The sequence below is a fragment of the Janthinobacterium sp. GL_088 genome (genome assembly GCF_057837845.1).
In genome coordinates, this window is the sequence record NZ_CM174453.1 from 4,292,036 (window position 1) to 4,307,621 (window position 15,586).

General features: G+C 58.0%; 12 protein-coding genes. 5 read left to right on the top strand and 7 right to left on the bottom strand.

The window, feature by feature from the left end; translation table 11 throughout:
* Positions 1-195: 195 nt before the first annotated feature.
* From gmtX to AC3IQ7_RS19180, 4 genes are all read right to left on the bottom strand, one after another.
* Positions 196-825: a gamma-mobile-trio protein GmtX gene (gene gmtX, locus AC3IQ7_RS19165; RefSeq protein WP_489207049.1), complete on the bottom strand. Its 630-nt coding sequence runs from the start codon at positions 823-825 to the stop codon at positions 196-198.
* Positions 809-3,949, bottom strand: a complete 3,141-nt coding sequence (gene gmtZ, locus AC3IQ7_RS19170; RefSeq protein WP_489207050.1) for a gamma-mobile-trio integrase GmtZ — start codon at positions 3,947-3,949, stop codon at positions 809-811. The genes gmtX and gmtZ overlap by 17 nt, the downstream gene beginning before the upstream one ends.
* A complete protein-coding gene (gene gmtY / locus AC3IQ7_RS19175) occupies positions 3,939-5,342 on the bottom strand; it encodes a gamma-mobile-trio recombinase GmtY (protein ID WP_489207051.1) in 1,404 nt (467 codons plus the stop codon). The genes gmtZ and gmtY overlap by 11 nt, the downstream gene beginning before the upstream one ends.
* Before the next feature lie 154 nt (positions 5,343-5,496).
* A complete protein-coding gene (locus AC3IQ7_RS19180) occupies positions 5,497-6,051 on the bottom strand; it encodes a thymidine kinase (protein WP_096236041.1) in 555 nt (184 codons plus the stop codon).
* A 522-nt stretch (positions 6,052-6,573) separates the two neighbouring features.
* Between AC3IQ7_RS19180 and AC3IQ7_RS19185 the strand changes: the two genes are divergently transcribed.
* Positions 6,574-7,965, top strand: coding sequence for a pyridoxal-phosphate dependent enzyme (locus AC3IQ7_RS19185; protein WP_489207052.1), 1,392 nt, complete (start codon positions 6,574-6,576; stop codon positions 7,963-7,965).
* Positions 7,962-9,143: a trans-sulfuration enzyme family protein gene (locus AC3IQ7_RS19190; protein ID WP_489207053.1), complete on the top strand. Its 1,182-nt coding sequence runs from the start codon at positions 7,962-7,964 to the stop codon at positions 9,141-9,143. Before AC3IQ7_RS19185 ends, AC3IQ7_RS19190 begins: the two co-directional genes overlap by 4 nt.
* Positions 9,144-9,155: 12 nt before the next feature.
* Here AC3IQ7_RS19190 and AC3IQ7_RS19195 read toward each other — a convergent pair whose 3' ends face one another.
* Both AC3IQ7_RS19195 and AC3IQ7_RS19200 read right to left on the bottom strand, forming a co-directional pair.
* Entirely contained in the window at positions 9,156-11,375 is a 2,220-nt protein-coding gene (locus tag AC3IQ7_RS19195; protein ID WP_489207054.1) for a penicillin acylase family protein, read from the bottom strand.
* Positions 11,376-11,390: 15 nt separating this feature from the next.
* Positions 11,391-12,230 carry a hypothetical protein gene (locus AC3IQ7_RS19200; protein ID WP_489207055.1) on the bottom strand — a complete coding sequence of 280 codons (840 nt, stop codon included), beginning with the start codon at positions 12,228-12,230 and terminating at the stop codon, positions 11,391-11,393.
* Between the two features lie 112 nt (positions 12,231-12,342).
* Between AC3IQ7_RS19200 and AC3IQ7_RS19205 the strand changes: the two genes are divergently transcribed.
* Together AC3IQ7_RS19205 and AC3IQ7_RS19210 are read left to right on the top strand one after the other, a co-directional pair.
* Positions 12,343-12,789 carry a DUF2939 domain-containing protein gene (locus tag AC3IQ7_RS19205; protein ID WP_099378793.1) on the top strand — a complete coding sequence of 149 codons (447 nt, stop codon included), beginning with the start codon at positions 12,343-12,345 and terminating at the stop codon, positions 12,787-12,789.
* Between the two features lie 125 nt (positions 12,790-12,914).
* On the top strand, positions 12,915-13,418 hold the full coding sequence (locus tag AC3IQ7_RS19210; protein ID WP_489207056.1) for a DUF2939 domain-containing protein: 504 nt from the start codon (positions 12,915-12,917) through the stop codon (positions 13,416-13,418).
* Between the two features lie 29 nt (positions 13,419-13,447).
* Here AC3IQ7_RS19210 and AC3IQ7_RS19215 read toward each other — a convergent pair whose 3' ends face one another.
* On the bottom strand, positions 13,448-14,785 hold the full coding sequence (locus AC3IQ7_RS19215; protein ID WP_099378791.1) for a polysaccharide deacetylase family protein: 1,338 nt from the start codon (positions 14,783-14,785) through the stop codon (positions 13,448-13,450).
* 271 nt (positions 14,786-15,056) lie between these two features.
* On the opposite strand from AC3IQ7_RS19215, the gene AC3IQ7_RS19220 reads away from it, so the two are divergent.
* Entirely contained in the window at positions 15,057-15,269 is a 213-nt protein-coding gene (locus AC3IQ7_RS19220) for a hypothetical protein (protein WP_010399127.1), read from the top strand.
* Positions 15,270-15,586: the final 317 nt, after the last annotated feature.

Consider the following 15,586-nt stretch of genomic DNA (forward strand, 5'->3'; position numbering starts at 1 on the left):
TTCATCAAATATGCTGCGACACCGTCGGCGTGACCGAAGACAGCGACGGTTTGCGCGAATGTTATCAACTTAGTTCGTGTCTTGATTGCTCGGAGACGCAGTGGACCTTGCTTGCGGGTAGCAAAATATTAATTGCAAAACATTTTCAAAAAAATCCTTTTAAATGTTTCCTTACTACAATCCCATACTTTTGCGTCAGCGGCCCGTCATCTTTCTTACCGCCGTCGCAAAGCCGGGGTCAAACACTGTCCGTCCTTTGGAGTTGACTACCTCGCCAAAGTTAGCCTCACGCCATCCTTGACTTTCAAGAAAATCCGGAGAGACTGCCTTGAGCAGAGCCTTGCGCTCTGAATCGGTAAAAATTGTACTGAAGGAGGAATTACTTCCTTGCAATGTCGGCCTCCGGTCCACAACGATAGTAGTAGCCGCTTTTAGCGTATTGAGCTGTGCTTTAAGCTTATTTCTTTCTACAATGACCCCTTGGACAATTGAGCGGATAGCAGGGTCATCGATGCGGCTGAGATAGTCTTCACTGGCGAGTTGCTTCGGAGGCTTTGGCGCTGCCGGGCCGGCGAAAGCAGACCAAGCCTGAATCAACACCTTGTAATCGGCCATGCCCACATTGTAAAGCCCGCGGGCCGCGAGCAACCCGTCACGCTCACATAGCTTTCCTATAGTTGATATGGAAATGTCTCGTAAGCCAGCTTCATGTTGCCTGCGACAGAGCTCATGGATTGCGCGGAGATTGCGCAGTTTTAGTGGTCGCCCACCCTTTGCAAGTAGCTCATCCAACAACGCATCAGGGTGGCTAATTTTTGGACTCATCTATCATTCTCTTAATTGGTATGACTCTGATACGGTTGAAGTGGCTCGGAAGCGTGGCTAAGTAAGTTTCGTTCAAGTCGATGCCGAGATACTCACCGAGTCGTTTTCCGGCATCAATGAGCTCAATCACTTCTCGTTTGCCGAGAGCAGGATTTTCAGGATTCGCCTCAATAGCGAGGCGCTGCAAGAATGCATTTCCTACCAACAGTTGCTCACGTTCGGATAGCTTCATGAACATTGGTGGTACACCTTCGTTATAAAGCGCAGAGTCAAGCAGCTGACTACGTCGAATTACCGCTTTATCAGCATCAAGGTCGGGGTACAACTCCAAGCTTTCGCACACACCCGATAGTTGCAGTAGCTCGGATTCAGTTTCTTCAAATATAGCCCGCACTTGCCCAACGGCGCCATGCACCAAGAGCTGCTGCGCGTCGCCCTGTGGCGCATTTAGTAGGACTTGGCACCGTTCCACCAAACGCCAGCAAGCCACTAAGTCTTCGGCTAAATCGCTAAATCGCTTGATTGTGGTTTCCCATAAACGTTCAGCATCGCGAAGTACTTTATGCTCCATAAAAGACGGACCGTCTGGCGTCGTCTCCATGCGCGCCTTCTGTCGCTTAAGTTCCTGTAGTGTCTGCTCGGCAGCCATCGATTTGTTTCGCGCCTCGTCAAAGTGATAGGCGAGCGTGTTGAAATGTGCGGCTAACGATGGCAGATAATGTGGTTCGGTGACAAACCACCGACACCGTATACAATTTCGGCTACCACCTGGGACAGGACCGAATACGGGCTTGCTGTCTGAACCAATGTTTGCGCCACCGTTATAGCATCCCCCAGCCTTATTATTATCTTCCAGCTCACTGTTGTTTCCCCCGGCTAGGCATAACCCATGATGGAGGAGCATCCAACCGGCGGCATTTCGGGACGCAGGATGTTCGGGAAGTGATGCGGCTAAAGCTGCTTGGCTATTACAAACGGCCTTCTCAACCAACTCTTCATGTTCGACACAAAGCAAGAAATCGCTGATGCTCTTCTCTTTGGACGCTGACAGCTTTTTATCGGCCTCAGTCAACACCGATTTGATTCGCGTAGCTCCCGGTTTGGTGTAATAAAGGGTCATCAGCAGCCGGCTGTGCCCTAATAACTTCTGCAAGATTGCGAACGGGACTGCGCCATCCAGGGCCAGGGCGGTGACTAGCGACACCCTCAAACTGTGCATTGGAAACTGCGTGCTCAGTCGTCCATTATTATCCTGAAAAACCAGACGTATTTGTGCCCCATTCGCATGCACTTCCCCCCTCGAAGCCAGTCGTGTTTGAAGTTCCGCAAGCAAATTGCACCAAGCGCTCCCCAAGATGCCATCGGTTATCGGCAGATGCTGCTCCCCTTCGTAGCCTTCGGCTTGACGGAAAAGAAAGCATGCATTGGGGTAGCTGGATAGCTGTGGCTGGCTCTTAAGCACGATATGCCGACCATCGAGTTCGTTCCAGGCAGTCGTGCGGGAAATCGGGTTGTACTTCACCTGCCAGTCACGCAACTTCTCAATCCAGTAATAGACGTTTTCGATGAGAGTATGTGAGACGTGCCATGGAATTTCGTATCCTTTGTCCGGGCCATCCTTGACTATATCCGCTGTCTTATTCGTATTAATGTAGAGCAGCACATCCTCCTTCGACTCGTCATGCTCGTCTTGGTGTCGACGCAAGACACCTTGTCGCCGCTGCCCACGGCCATTGCCAAATGCTTCTGCTTTCGAATTAAGCGACCACTGGCCTTTTGCAAATATCCAGGTGTCGAATTCTCCAGAGTCCAGAAGACGAACCTGGACCGTTCGCAGCGGCAGGAGGAGCTTAATCATCAAGGCTACCCACCTAACCGGGCTCCACATTTGCAGCACATTCTTGCGTTTGTTCTTGTTAGACCTTGGCCGTACTCGCAGTACGCAGTCTGGGTCGTTGCGGTCAACCATGTCTTCAGTGACGTCAAACCAGTCACCACCCGGTGCGCCTTTCTCGCCAATATCAGCTCCAAGGGCCTGTTGCGCGAAGGTCCAATCCCTGAAGTGAGGGCCAGCAGCCAAGATGTGGCGAAGTTCGTCAATATAGCCATAAGGTAACGGGGAACGAGCGCTCTCACCTGAAACGTATGTTCTGCCGACGCTCCTGATGAGAGGTACCGGATTACGAAATGCGGGGGAAACAACGCGTGCGCCGTCATCCGCAATTAGACTGAAGTCCTTCAAAAGTACCCAACTAATCATCTCATGAATGCAGTTGTTATAGCTAACACTTGCACTCGACTTTGGACAAGCCGTTTCTCTGTACTCAGGGAACTGCCCCCCACGCAATAGCAGGTCCCTCGGCCGCTTCGGCACCGCAGGGTGCGTCAAATATATGTCGAAAAAAGCGGTTATCGCAGACATTCTATGGCCAAGTCCCGAATTCTCGCCCTTGAGCCATTCCACAGCTAGCGCCCGCCACTCCGCCAAGTCTGGGTGGTCACGTGATACCCATGTTAACTCAAGGTCGTGTGCTTTCTGCACACGTTTCGCAGGTACCGCAGGACTTGCCGTTTCGGCATACCACGGCCGTACGAACGCGTCCCAAGCGAGAATCAAATTCCGGTGGTCCTCGAAATCTTTGCTCTTTAAACTTGCCCGCTTCAGAATTCCTTCCTGCTCACAGATGTTGCCGATTTTTCCAAACCCGAAATCCAATGAACCCGTTCCATGATGTTTGCGACAAACATCATTCAACGCGCGTAAACTCCGCTGCTTATGGGCGCGACTTCCTTTTGCAAGCAGCTTTCGCAGTACGACTTCTGGGTGACTTTCGGGGAGTTGCTTGAGCTCGTCAACGGACATTGGCTCGGCGAATGCTGCCCATGCACCAATTAAGTCCCGATATGCGTCGCAACCCTTGTTATACAAACCCCTGGCGGAAATGATATTTCCCGCTTCGCATAGCCGTCCGATGTGACTAACAGAGAAATCCTGCTCTCCAGCTTGGAAACGAGCATCGCACAGTGCGTTTATCGCGGACAACTTGTTCCGTCGCGGGACTGAAGTTATCGTCGTTAATATTGTCTCCAGAACTTTAGACGGGCTTTGGGGTTTAAATGTCATCTAGGCCAAGCCATTTCAAAGGAGGTGGGACTGAAATCCCTAAGTTTGGGTGTGCGATACGTAACTTTTCCGCCGCGACTAAAAGAGCGTTTCGGGTTTCCTGAGCGGTCGCGGTGGTGTACACCTTCTGACTCTCTTCAGAGCTGTGATGCATGAACTTACGCAAAAAGGCAACACTCACTTCTCCACTCTTGAGACGACGTCCGTAAGCGTGCCTGTGGCCGTGCGGAGTGGTGCCTAGGTCTTTGCGCACAACTAAGCCAATACGCCTGCACGCTTGAGCATGCGCCTTGTTAAACTGGCTCAATGTGTACATATCACCAATTGGCTCCCTGCTTAGGTTGATAAAGGCGAAGGGGTGGGTCCTGTTGACTAACGCCACTGTGCGCAAATATTTATTCCACACGGTCAAAAACAGCTCCCCGAGCTCGGGCTCAAACCAATAGGCTTCTTTATAGTATTCTCCATCGTGCAGTCCCCCCTTCCAACCGGCTGACTGATTGCTTAACATCAGATTGCGAGGCAGCAACCCAAACCGCTCGGCCAAATAGGTGGCCCTATTTGCTTTACGCTCCCGACCCATTGCGTCACGCCAGCCATGGGGAGAAAAGCCTTGCGAAGGATGATGGATGCGAACTAAGGCGGACTTTGGGTTTGAAGGGTCCGGAACGACATCTTCGATGTAGAGATGGAAAGGCTCTGATTCCCGAAAACCTGCGCCGTGACAAAGCAAGCTTATGAGGATGCCCCGGTAATCATAACGAGTACCAACTTTGAATCCGGTATCAAGCAGTTCCCTGAACCTATCGTCTGGAAACGCAGGAGGGTCATAACTGGTTACCCGAGGCCGTCGTTGTGCCCGCACCCTAAAGCCCGCGGACGACGAAGCGGCATTGGCTCCCCAAGTATGGCCCAGCATTCCAGCATCACGTCGATGATTGTAAGCAGCGCCGTCGCATGCCCGGTCAAATGCATTACCTACATATCTCGGATTGATTTGAGCGGCATTCGGCCGCTCCTCGCCAAGCCATTCGAAGAAAAAGGTGAGGTCTGTAATTATATGTTGTGCGTCCGCTGCGGAACGAGCTGGCCAAGCCAGCCAGCTTGGGTCGAGGCCCGATTTCAAGTCGAAGGTGCCGGTGTAGAGCCGCTGCGCGAAGTTTCGAAATAAGACATGCGTGTCCCGTTCGAACGGGTTGACGTGCATGTATTCAAGGAACATCTGCACTGACCGGACCACTTTCCACATCCAAACGAGGCTTCTGTCGTGAGCACGGGTAAGGCAGTAGTCGAGTAGAGGTGTCAACACGCCCTCTGGCGTCAGCAGGCCAGGCAAATCTGTGTACGCGCCGGTCTCGTCCGTCAAGACACGAATTTTGGATGAGACGAACATTTCGACCTTCGACGTGGACTATACGGACAGAAAAGGATAGCCGGAGGCCTCACATCTCGGTCCAGTAATGGTCATAACAATTGAGATGTGTACGGTGAGAAGGCAACCCAAAACACAAAAGCCCCCCCCCGGAGAGAGATAAGGACTTCATGAATCAGTTGTAAAAACACCTTGCGCATACTTGACGATAGCGGCTGTTTCCCCCAATGAGAACTTGGTCTCCCTCACGAACCCGAACTCCATTTTCATCCGTTCGTATATTCATGGTGGCCTTCTTGCCGCACTTACAGATAGTCTTAATTTCTTCAAGACTATCAGCCAAAGCGAGGAGCGCCGCTGAGCCAGGGAACGGGTCGCCCCGAAAATCAGAGCGGATACCAAAGCACATGACCGGGGTATTCCTAGTATGAACCCACTTATGAAGCTGATGGACTTGGTCAACAGACAAAAACTGGGCTTCATCCACAAGAACACAGGACACATCAGCATCTTGCAATAGCACATCGAAGTCAGTTTCTGGACTGTAGGTCGTCGCATCGCTCTTGAGTCCAATACGCGATGCAATTACGCCATATCCATCGCGGCCATCAAGTGCAGATGTCAGGAGCAGGACTCTCATCCCGTTCTCGTTGTAGTTGTGCGCTACTTGAAGCAGGTAAGTACTCTTACCGGCATTCATGGCTGAAAATCTATAGTGAAGGCTGGACATTTTAGCAATCTTTCTTGCGGGTGGCGTCGTCCGCGACGTTGCTACCCGATACATAGTTTGGCACTATAGGGTATAGCAATGAATATATCAATGCATTTGAGCAACGAAATTTTGAACATTTTCGCTGGATTTGCGGGTTTCCTCTTCGCTTATCAGAGTTCACCTTCCAATGTGTGTATTGGGATAGGGGTGAATAATCGCGGAATACCGGAAATAAAGTTTTGCCACTGCCGCCTGCCCTGTTCGTCTGGTTTTTCAGGATACTGTTCAGTACCTTTTCGAGGCGTGATTATAAATCGCAATGGCGGGCTTGCGGCAGCTTAATAGTCGTGTCTTTGGCGCGGCAAGCGGGTAAAAAACGGCGCATACTCGAAGCGCGAACCTTGCAGCCGATATGCGAACGGCGCATATGCAAGCATATAAACATTCGTTCGCCGCACTCGTCCACCCGCCTACACTGCGCGGCACGGAAGGCGGCTCGGGACACAATCCGGAGCCGTTGTTTCTCTGACAGGAGCTACCATGAATGATCGAATGCCATCCCCACCCCAGCCGCCAGCGCTATACACGCTGATCGGCAATACCCCGCTGGTCGAAGTGACCAGGCTCGACACGGGCCTGTGCCAGCTGTTCCTGAAACTGGAATCGCAAAATCCCGGCGGTTCCATCAAGGACCGCATCGGCCTGTCTATCATCGAAGCGGCCGAAGCGGACGGCCGCCTGCAGCCGGGCGGCACCATCGTCGAGGCTACGGCCGGCAATACCGGCATCGGCCTGGCCCTGGTCGGCCGCATCAAGGGCTACCGCGTGATTCTCGTCGTGCCCGACAAGATGTCGACGGAAAAAGTGCTGCACCTGAAAGCCTTGGGCGCCGAAGTGCACACCACGCGCTCGGACGTGGGCAAGGGCCATCCCGAGTACTACCAGGATTACGCGGCGCGCCTGGCGCGCGAGCTGCCGGGCGCCTTCTTCGCCGACCAGTTCAACAATCCCGCCAATCCGCTGGCCCACGAAACGACGACGGCCCCTGAAATCTGGGAGCAGAGCGGCCATGACGTGGACGCCATCGTCGTCGGCGTCGGTTCGTCCGGCACCCTGACGGGCCTGACCCGCTACTTCCGCAAGGCGCAGCCGAAGCTGGAATTCGTGCTGGCCGACCCGCAAGGCTCCATCCTCACCGAATACATCGACACGGGCAAAGTGTCGGACACGAGCGGCTCGTGGGCCGTGGAAGGCATCGGCGAAGATTTTATCCCGTCGATCGCCGACATGGACAGCGTGAAAAAAGCCTACACCATCACGGACCAGGAAAGTTTTGATTCCGCGCGCGCCCTGCTGCTTGCCGAAGGCATTTTAGGCGGCTCGTCCACCGGCACCCTGCTGGCCGCGGCCCTCAAGTACTGCCGCGAGCAGACGACGCCAAAGCGCGTCGTCACCTTTGTGTGCGACACGGGCACGCGCTACCTGTCGAAGGTCTACAACGACGGCTGGATGCGCGACCAGGGCCTGTTGCAACGCGCTCTCTCGGGCGACTTGCGCGACCTGATCGGACGCCGCTATGACGAGGGCGACGTCGTCAGCGCGGCGCCGGGAGACACCCTGCTCACGGCCTTCAACCGCATGCGCGCCAGCGACCTGGCGCAGCTGCCCGTCATCGACGGAGGCCAGCTGGTCGGCATTCTTGACGAATCGGACTTGCTGCTGCACGTCTCCGGCGACGCCGCCCATTTCGCGTCGCTGGTGGGCACCACCATGACGACGCAGATCGAAACCCTGGCGCCATCCAGCGGCTTGCCCGCCTTGCGCGCCACCCTGGACCGGGGCTTGACGGCCGTCGTCGCCGACGATGCCGCCTTCTATGGCCTGATCACCCGCTTCGACCTTCTCAACCACTTACGCAGGACACTATCTTGAGCCAGCACATTCCCCGCAAGAGCCGCCTCGCCACGCGCGTCATCCACGCCGGCCAGTCGCCCGACCCGTCGACGGGCGCCATCATGCCTCCCATTTACGCCACCTCCACCTTCGTGCAGGACAGCCCCGGCGTGCACAAGGGCCTCGATTATGGCCGCTCGCACAATCCCACGCGCTGGGCGCTCGAGCGCTGCGTGGCCGACCTGGAAGGCGGCAGCGCGGCGTTCGCGTTTGCCTCGGGCCTGGCCGCTATTTCCTCCGTGCTGGAATTGCTGGATGCGGGCAGCCATATCGTCGCCGGCGACGACATGTACGGCGGCACCTACCGTTTATTCGAGCGCGTGCGCCGCCGCTCGGCCGGACACGAATTCACGTATGTGGACCTGACGAATCCGGAAAACCTGCTGGCCGCGCTGCGCCCGGAAACGAAGATGGTATGGGTGGAGACGCCCACCAATCCCATGCTGAAGCTGGCCGATTTGCGCGCGATCGCCGACATCTGCCGCGCGCGCGGCATCATCGCCGTGGCCGACAACACCTTCGCCAGCCCGCTGGTGCAGCGCCCTCTGGAACATGGCTTCGATATCGTCGTGCATTCGACCACCAAGTACTTGAACGGCCACTCGGACATCATCGGCGGCATCGCCATCGTCGGCGCGGAAGAACGCCAGGCGGAATGGCGCGAGCAGCTGGGCTTTTTGCAAAACTCGGTAGGCGCGATTGCCGGCCCGTTCGACAGCTTTTTAGCTTTGCGTGGCGTCAAGACCCTGGCCATCCGCATGCAGCGCCATTGCGAAAGCGCCCTGGCTCTGGCGCAGTGGCTGGAGCAGCAGAAGGAAGTGCGCAAGGTGTTCTATCCGGGGTTGGAATCGCATCCGCAGCACGCGCTGGCGCAGCGCCAGATGGATGGTTTCGGCGGCATCATCTCGATCGACCTCGATACGGACCTGGCCGGCGCGCGCCGCTTCCTCGAGCGCTGCGAAGTGTTCGCCCTGGCCGAAAGCCTGGGCGGCGTGGAAAGCCTGATCGAGCATCCGGCCCTGATGACGCATGCCAGCATCCCGGCCGAGCAGCGGGCAAAGCTGGGCATCGGCGATGGCTTGATCCGGCTGTCGGTGGGGATTGAGGATATCGAGGATTTGCGCCATGACCTGCGCACGGCGCTCGACGCAATCTGATCGTCCCGGCGCTTATTTTCCAGGGTGGTAGCGGCGCTCCAGGTGCTGTTCCACCTGCTCCGGATAAAACAGTACCTCCTTGAACTCGCCCCGCACATACATGGCCGCCTGGTCCTTGAAGTGGGGCGACTTCGGGTCGCCACTCTGGCCGCCGGCAAGAATGCTTTTCGCCTTGATGCGGGGGCCAAATTCCACTGCCGCGACAAAGCTGTTGCCGCGCTCGCCATAGATCCGTCGCGTCGTGCTCTTGCTGCTCTGGCCATACGCGGCCAGCGCGCCCCAGTTGCCCGACGCGTAAGGCACGGGCAAGCTGGCTTGCGCATCGTCAAACGGCTGCACCACGTCGCCCGTCAGGCGCTGGAAGCGGTTGATCTCGCCCCACGGCGTTTGCCAGCTACCGAAATCGCGCTGCAGTTTATCCGCCGCCGTCGCCAGGGCAGCCAGCCGCTGCGCCGCCGTGACCTTGTCCGTCGCCAGGAAATCGACCACGGGCACGCCCTGCTCGCGCGCCTGCTTGCCCGTCAGTTCCGCCAGTTCCTGGCCCCAGAACACGGCCAGCGAGGTGGCTGTCGACGTCAGCGCATAGCGCCAGTCCCAGGCCCGCAACAAGGCCACCTTGTCGGCCAGCGCCAGCTTTTGCGCGTCGCCGGCCGGCAGCGCATCGTATGCCGCGAACAGCGGCGGCAGCAAGGATTCGAAGGCCGTCAGTTCGCTGTCATACGAGGCGGCGATCAGGCTGTCGAGGGTAAAACCTGTTTTATTCTGGAAGACTTTGACGGCATGCAGGCCGCGCGCGTTTTCGCCATACACGGACATGTAGGCGGGATAGTCGTGCTGGCGCGGGCTGTGGGCGCCGGCCGCCGAATACGGCCAGTTGTTCGTGTTCTGGATCCAGCCATTCTTCGGATTGAACAGGGTGATGGTTTGCGCCACCGTGTGCAGCCCTTTCCATTCCGTGGCCGGGTCGCTGCCGTCGACGGGCTGCTTCCAGTTGAAGCGCGGGTCGCGCATGGGGATGAAATTGCCGTGAAAGTAGGCGATATTGCCGTCCGCATCCGCATACACCGTATTGTTCGACGAATTCGTGCGCAGTTCCATCGTCTGGTAGAACGCCGCGTAATCGCGCGCCTTGGTGCGCGTGTACGATTGTGTCAATGCCTTCAACGGTTCATTCATCAGGCGCACCGCCACCCATTTTCCATCCTGCGCACGCACGATGGGGCCGTGGTGGCTGTAGTAGACGGTGATGGTCTTGCTGCCCATGGCGCCGTTGGCCAGCTTATATGGCAAGGTGATGGCCACGGCTTTCAAGGGCCGCAGGCCGCCGTCATAGCGGTAGAACCATGCGCCATCGTGGTCGACGATGCTTTCCAGGTATTCGTCGATGACGTCGCCGCCGCCCGAGGTGTGCATCCAGCCGAGGCGCTCGTTGAAACCCTGGTAGACGAAGAACTGGCCCCAGGTGACGGCCCCATACGCGTTCAAGCCTTCGCCGCTGGTGACCTGCACTTCGGGACGGAAGTAGAACGAGGTGTGCGGGTTGATCATCAGCAGCGCGTGGCCATTTTGCGTGATGGCGGGCGCGATGGCGAAGCCGTTCGCGCCGCTCGGCTCGGGCTCCAGTCCAGACGCCAACCCGGTTTCCACGCTGGCCAGCGCCACGGCGGCCGGCCTGGCCTGTTGGCCGTAAAACGCTTCGAGCTGTGCCAGATTGATCGATTCGATATCGCCGCCGATGCTGCCCTCGCTGAAGCTCAGGGCCATCCACGGCTCGAAATGCGTGATCAGACGCGGTTTCACCTGCGGATGCGTGGCCAGGTAAAAATTCAGGCCATCGGCAAACGCATCCATCAACTTGCGCAGCCACGGTGGGCTGGCGCGGTACTGCGCCTGCAGCTCAAGCGGGTCGATGAAGAGCTTCATGCGCAGGTCGCGGTACAGCTCCCGTTCGCCCTCCACTTCCGCCAGTCGGCCCATGGCGTTGATGTAATTGAGTTCCACGCGCGGGAAATCGTCTTCGGCCTGCGCATACATCAGACCAAAGACGGCATCGGCATCCGTCTTGCCCGTCACATGGGGCACACCCCACGTATCGCGCGCGATGCTGACATTGGCCGCCTGCGCCTGCCAGCGCGCCATGTCCGCAACAGAAACGGCGGGCGCCGCCAGCACCGGAGGAGCGGCGGCGACGCCGCAGGCGATGGCGGCGAACAAGGCACGGCGAGCTGGCATGCACTACTCCAATAGTCAGGATGCGTCGATTAAAGCGGCGATGCGCTGGTTCAACTCCACATTTTCCGCCTGCAGCTGCGCCACCCGCTGTTTCAGGCTGGCGATCTCGCCGCGCAGGCGTTCCGCTTCGGACGGCGCCTGGGCCGCGTTCTCCGCCCACGGCTCGTTGCCCGTTTCCGGCGTATCCTGCGATACGTGGGTTGCCTTCGGCTCGCGCGGCGTGCGCGTGGCGGCGCGCTGTTCGCGGATTTCCTTGGCCGCCTGGCGCAATAACTTCTTGCCACCGGCGACGGCCGCCACCTGCTCTTCCGGCGACAGCGACGCCACGGTGGCCGCCGCATTGATGGAGATCGTGCCCGAACGGACGGCTTCCACCAGTTCCGGCGAGGCAGCCTTCTGGATCTTCTCGATCTGGCTGATCTGGTTGCTGCTCAACCGCGCCGCCTTGGCCACTTCTTCGCGCGTGCTCATGGGTGGCTTGGGCGCGTTTTCACCTTCCGGCGCATCCTGGGCGCTGACGGGCGCCGGGCTGCGCGCGGCGACGATTTCCTTCTTGCGCAGGGCCAGCACGCCGCGCTGGAAGTCCGACACGCTGCGGCGCGCCAGGTGATTGTCGATCATCCACAGCATGACGTCGTCGAGCGAGGTAAAGCTGGTGTTCTGGATGGTCTTGAATTCGATGCCGTGCTGGCGGCAGATGGCGTAGCGGTTATGCCCGTCGATCAGCACGTCGTTCCACAACACCAGCGCGTCGCGGCAGCCTTCGGCCAGCAGGCTGCGCTCGAGCGCCGCGTACTCGCTGGCGGTGAGCGGGTCGATATACGACTGCAGCACCTGATTGATAGTGATATTCATGGTTGTCCTCAATATTGCGGCGCGATGGTCCGCGCCGGCACGAATGCTACACCATCCACCGCCCCTGGCCGGGTAAAATCACGGCGGCACAGCTCATACAAAAATACGGACCATGAAAAGAAAGTACGCCACCGCGATCATTTTTAGCGTCGCCGCTATCGGCTTCACCTGGGTCAGCCCCTACATCGCCATGTACCGCATCAGCATCGCGGCGAAATCCGTGCGCCTGGAAAACCTGGCGCAGCAGGCGGACCTGCCCGCCGTGCGCGCCAGCGTGGCGCGCCAGTTGCGGGCGGCCGGCGAAACGGCCAGCGAAGACGATTTCAAGGAAATGCTCGACACCATCGTCTCGCCGCCCGGCATCACGGTATTGATTCTGCACGGCAAGCAGGGGACGGACGGCAAGCGCCACGACTTCGGCATGGCGTACCGCTCGTGGAACGAAGTGGTGTTGCGGCGCAGCGGCGCCGGTCCCGCCGCCAGCCAGTTTTTGCTGCGCCGCCATGGCATCTGGGACTGGAAACTGACGGACATTACCTTGCCGCCAGAATTACTCTGACGAAACTTGATCTAAAACAACACTTACCTAAACCGCTATGTTGACTTTGGGAAATATTATGTAGAATGCCAACACTTCAGGCGCACCGGGTCGCCAGGCATCCGAGAGATCGCACGATGAAAAGAATGATGCTTCTCGCTGTAGTGGCACTGGTCGCGCTGGCCGGCGTCTTCTATGGCAGCCCGTATTTCACCATGAACAAGATTCGCGCGGCGACCATGGACGAGGATAGCCAGGCCCTGGCTGCGCATATCGACCTGCTCCAGTTGCGCGGCAGCCTGGGGCAGCAACTGCACGCCCTGTTTTCGGCACCCGAAGTGGCCGACGACATCAGTCCCGACGTCATCGATCCCTTGCTCGATACCATGCTGATGCCCGAAGGCATCGTCGCCTTGATGAAGCTCAATGACCGCTACGAAAAACCGATCGCCAAGGTCAGCGACATCAGCGGCCGCAAGCGCAACACCAAGCCCGACTACAAACTGCGCTACACCTCCTGGGACAGCGTCGTGGTGCAGCGCGCCCACAGCAAAAGCCATATCGGCGAACTGACCCTGACGCGCGACGGCCTGTGGCGCTGGAAACTGGTGTCGGTAGCCCTGCCGAAGAACTTGCTGGCCGACGCGTAAGGCGCCGGCGCAGCCTTCTTCTGCGGCGATCAGCGACGGTCCGTCACCCTGCCCGTCGTATCGGCAAACCAGCGGCTATGCGACACCACTTGCAGCGCGCCGGCAGCCACCTGCCCCGCCAGCCATGCCAGCAACTCATCGATGACAGCATACGAAGTCTGGTAGTCGGACGTTGGCGTCCTGACGATATCGTGGCCGTTGACAAACACAAAGCTGCCGTCGTCCACCGCCGTCTGGATCGCCGCCTGGACTTGCGCAAAGCTGGCGTCGTTTGTCAGGTTGACCAGGGACGTATTGAGGATGTACGCATCCTTGTCATTGCCAGAGAAAAACACCTGGTCAAAGCCGCGCTCTGCCGTATAGCCGGCGCCGCGCGCCGACAGGAAGCCGGCGGCGCGCATGGCGTCGATGGCCGTATTGGTCCACAACGATTCGACCCACGCGTGGTGCGATGGTCCATCGCCGCCGATACCGGCCGCGCGCATCTGGTCGCGCCCCACCTGCAGTGCGGTGACGTACTGGGCAGAACCCTGTACCGCCACATTGTCGTGCACGCTCTGGTGCAGGGTAAAGTCGAACAGGCGCGACGGATCGTCGAAACGCGCCTTCATGCGCTCGGCCGACATGTAATCGGATTGCCCCAGCAGCGACGTGACGATGGCAAACGAAGCCGGCAAGTCATAATATTTCAGCCGCTCCATCAGATACGTATCCCAGGAGGCATAACCATCGTCAAAGGACAAGATGACAGTGGGCAATTTACGCTTCGGCAACGCCGCAAGCATGCCCAGCCAGATTGTTTCCGGCTGCGTCGTGGCTGCCGTCAGCTGCACGGTAAATTTCCCGCGCGACAGGTTTTGTGCCGTGGGCGTGCCCTCGCAATCGAGCGGCGTGGCCAGCTTGGGCACCCACCACGCATTGTCGACGAACATCAATGTGTCAGCGGCGGCGGAACCGCCATAATGCAAGGCATTCAGGAAGCCGGACCAGAAACTGCTGTAATCGCTGTTCCCCAGGTAAATCATGCCACCCGTCTGCATGATGGCGGCATTCGTCGAGCGCAGGGCGAAGGAAAAGCGTTGCAAGTCCCAGTTGAACGGGATGCGCGGCTGGCCCTTGCCGGCAGCGCCTGTCGTTCCCACTTTGACGACAGTACCGGCAGGCAATCCGGCAGGCAGGTCGATGCGCAAGGAGGGGTAGCCATCCTTGAACGACACGGCGGCATCGAGCGACACCGTGCAGCCTGGCGTCACATCGCTGTCCCAGAAGGACAGATCGTGCGTGGGCATGAATTCCAGCGGCGTATTGGTAACCGGCGGCGGGGGCATGGAAAAGCGGGGCGGTGCGTCATGATACTGGCTGGACATGGTGCGGCTTTCAGGGAGACTGTGCCTGGTGGCCGCTGAAATGCACACCTTGCAACAGAAAAGATATAAAAAATGTATTATTTCTCGCAGGATTTCTTTCCTCGAGTAATTATCAACTATACCAAAGCATTGCAATTATGAACATAATAATTGCAAATATTTTATGATGCCCAGGATTGCCTCTGTCGTACCCGTGCTACAGGCCCGTGCACACAAGGATAGGCTGCTCCAGCACTGCTATCATCAAGCTTTGATTTTCATCGGAGGCAGCATGTCAGACCTGGTACAACACGCACTGGCCCACGCGGGCAAACCGGCCACCACGCCCTGGGTAGTGACCCTGATCAGCGGTGAAAAACTCACCGGCCCCATTTCCCCGCTCAGCGACGGCTGCTACGCCATCGGCCTGGGACAAATCAAGTATTTTTCCAGCGACAAGGTCGCCTGCCTGAATGTATCGGGCGCGGGTGCGTTCCCCATTTGACCTGTCCGCTCAATGTGCGGCTGCCTGACACAAGCCGCCAGGCGCCCGCTGCTGCGAATATAGGTGGCGATGCATGAAAGGCAATACTGGCTCAGCGCAGCCTGCCAGCCAGGAAACCTTGTCGCATTCCGGCAACAAGGCACTCGCGAAAAAAGGCAGCACTCCCCTGTTGTATTTCCCACATCCGGACGCGATTGGCATCACCGCATCAGCCCTGATTTTGTGCCTCCGCAGGGAGTGCGCCTGGCAATCTCGGTGTCCTTTGCACAGGCACAAGCCTGGCGGCATCCCACTATGCACCCGCCCGATATTGACGA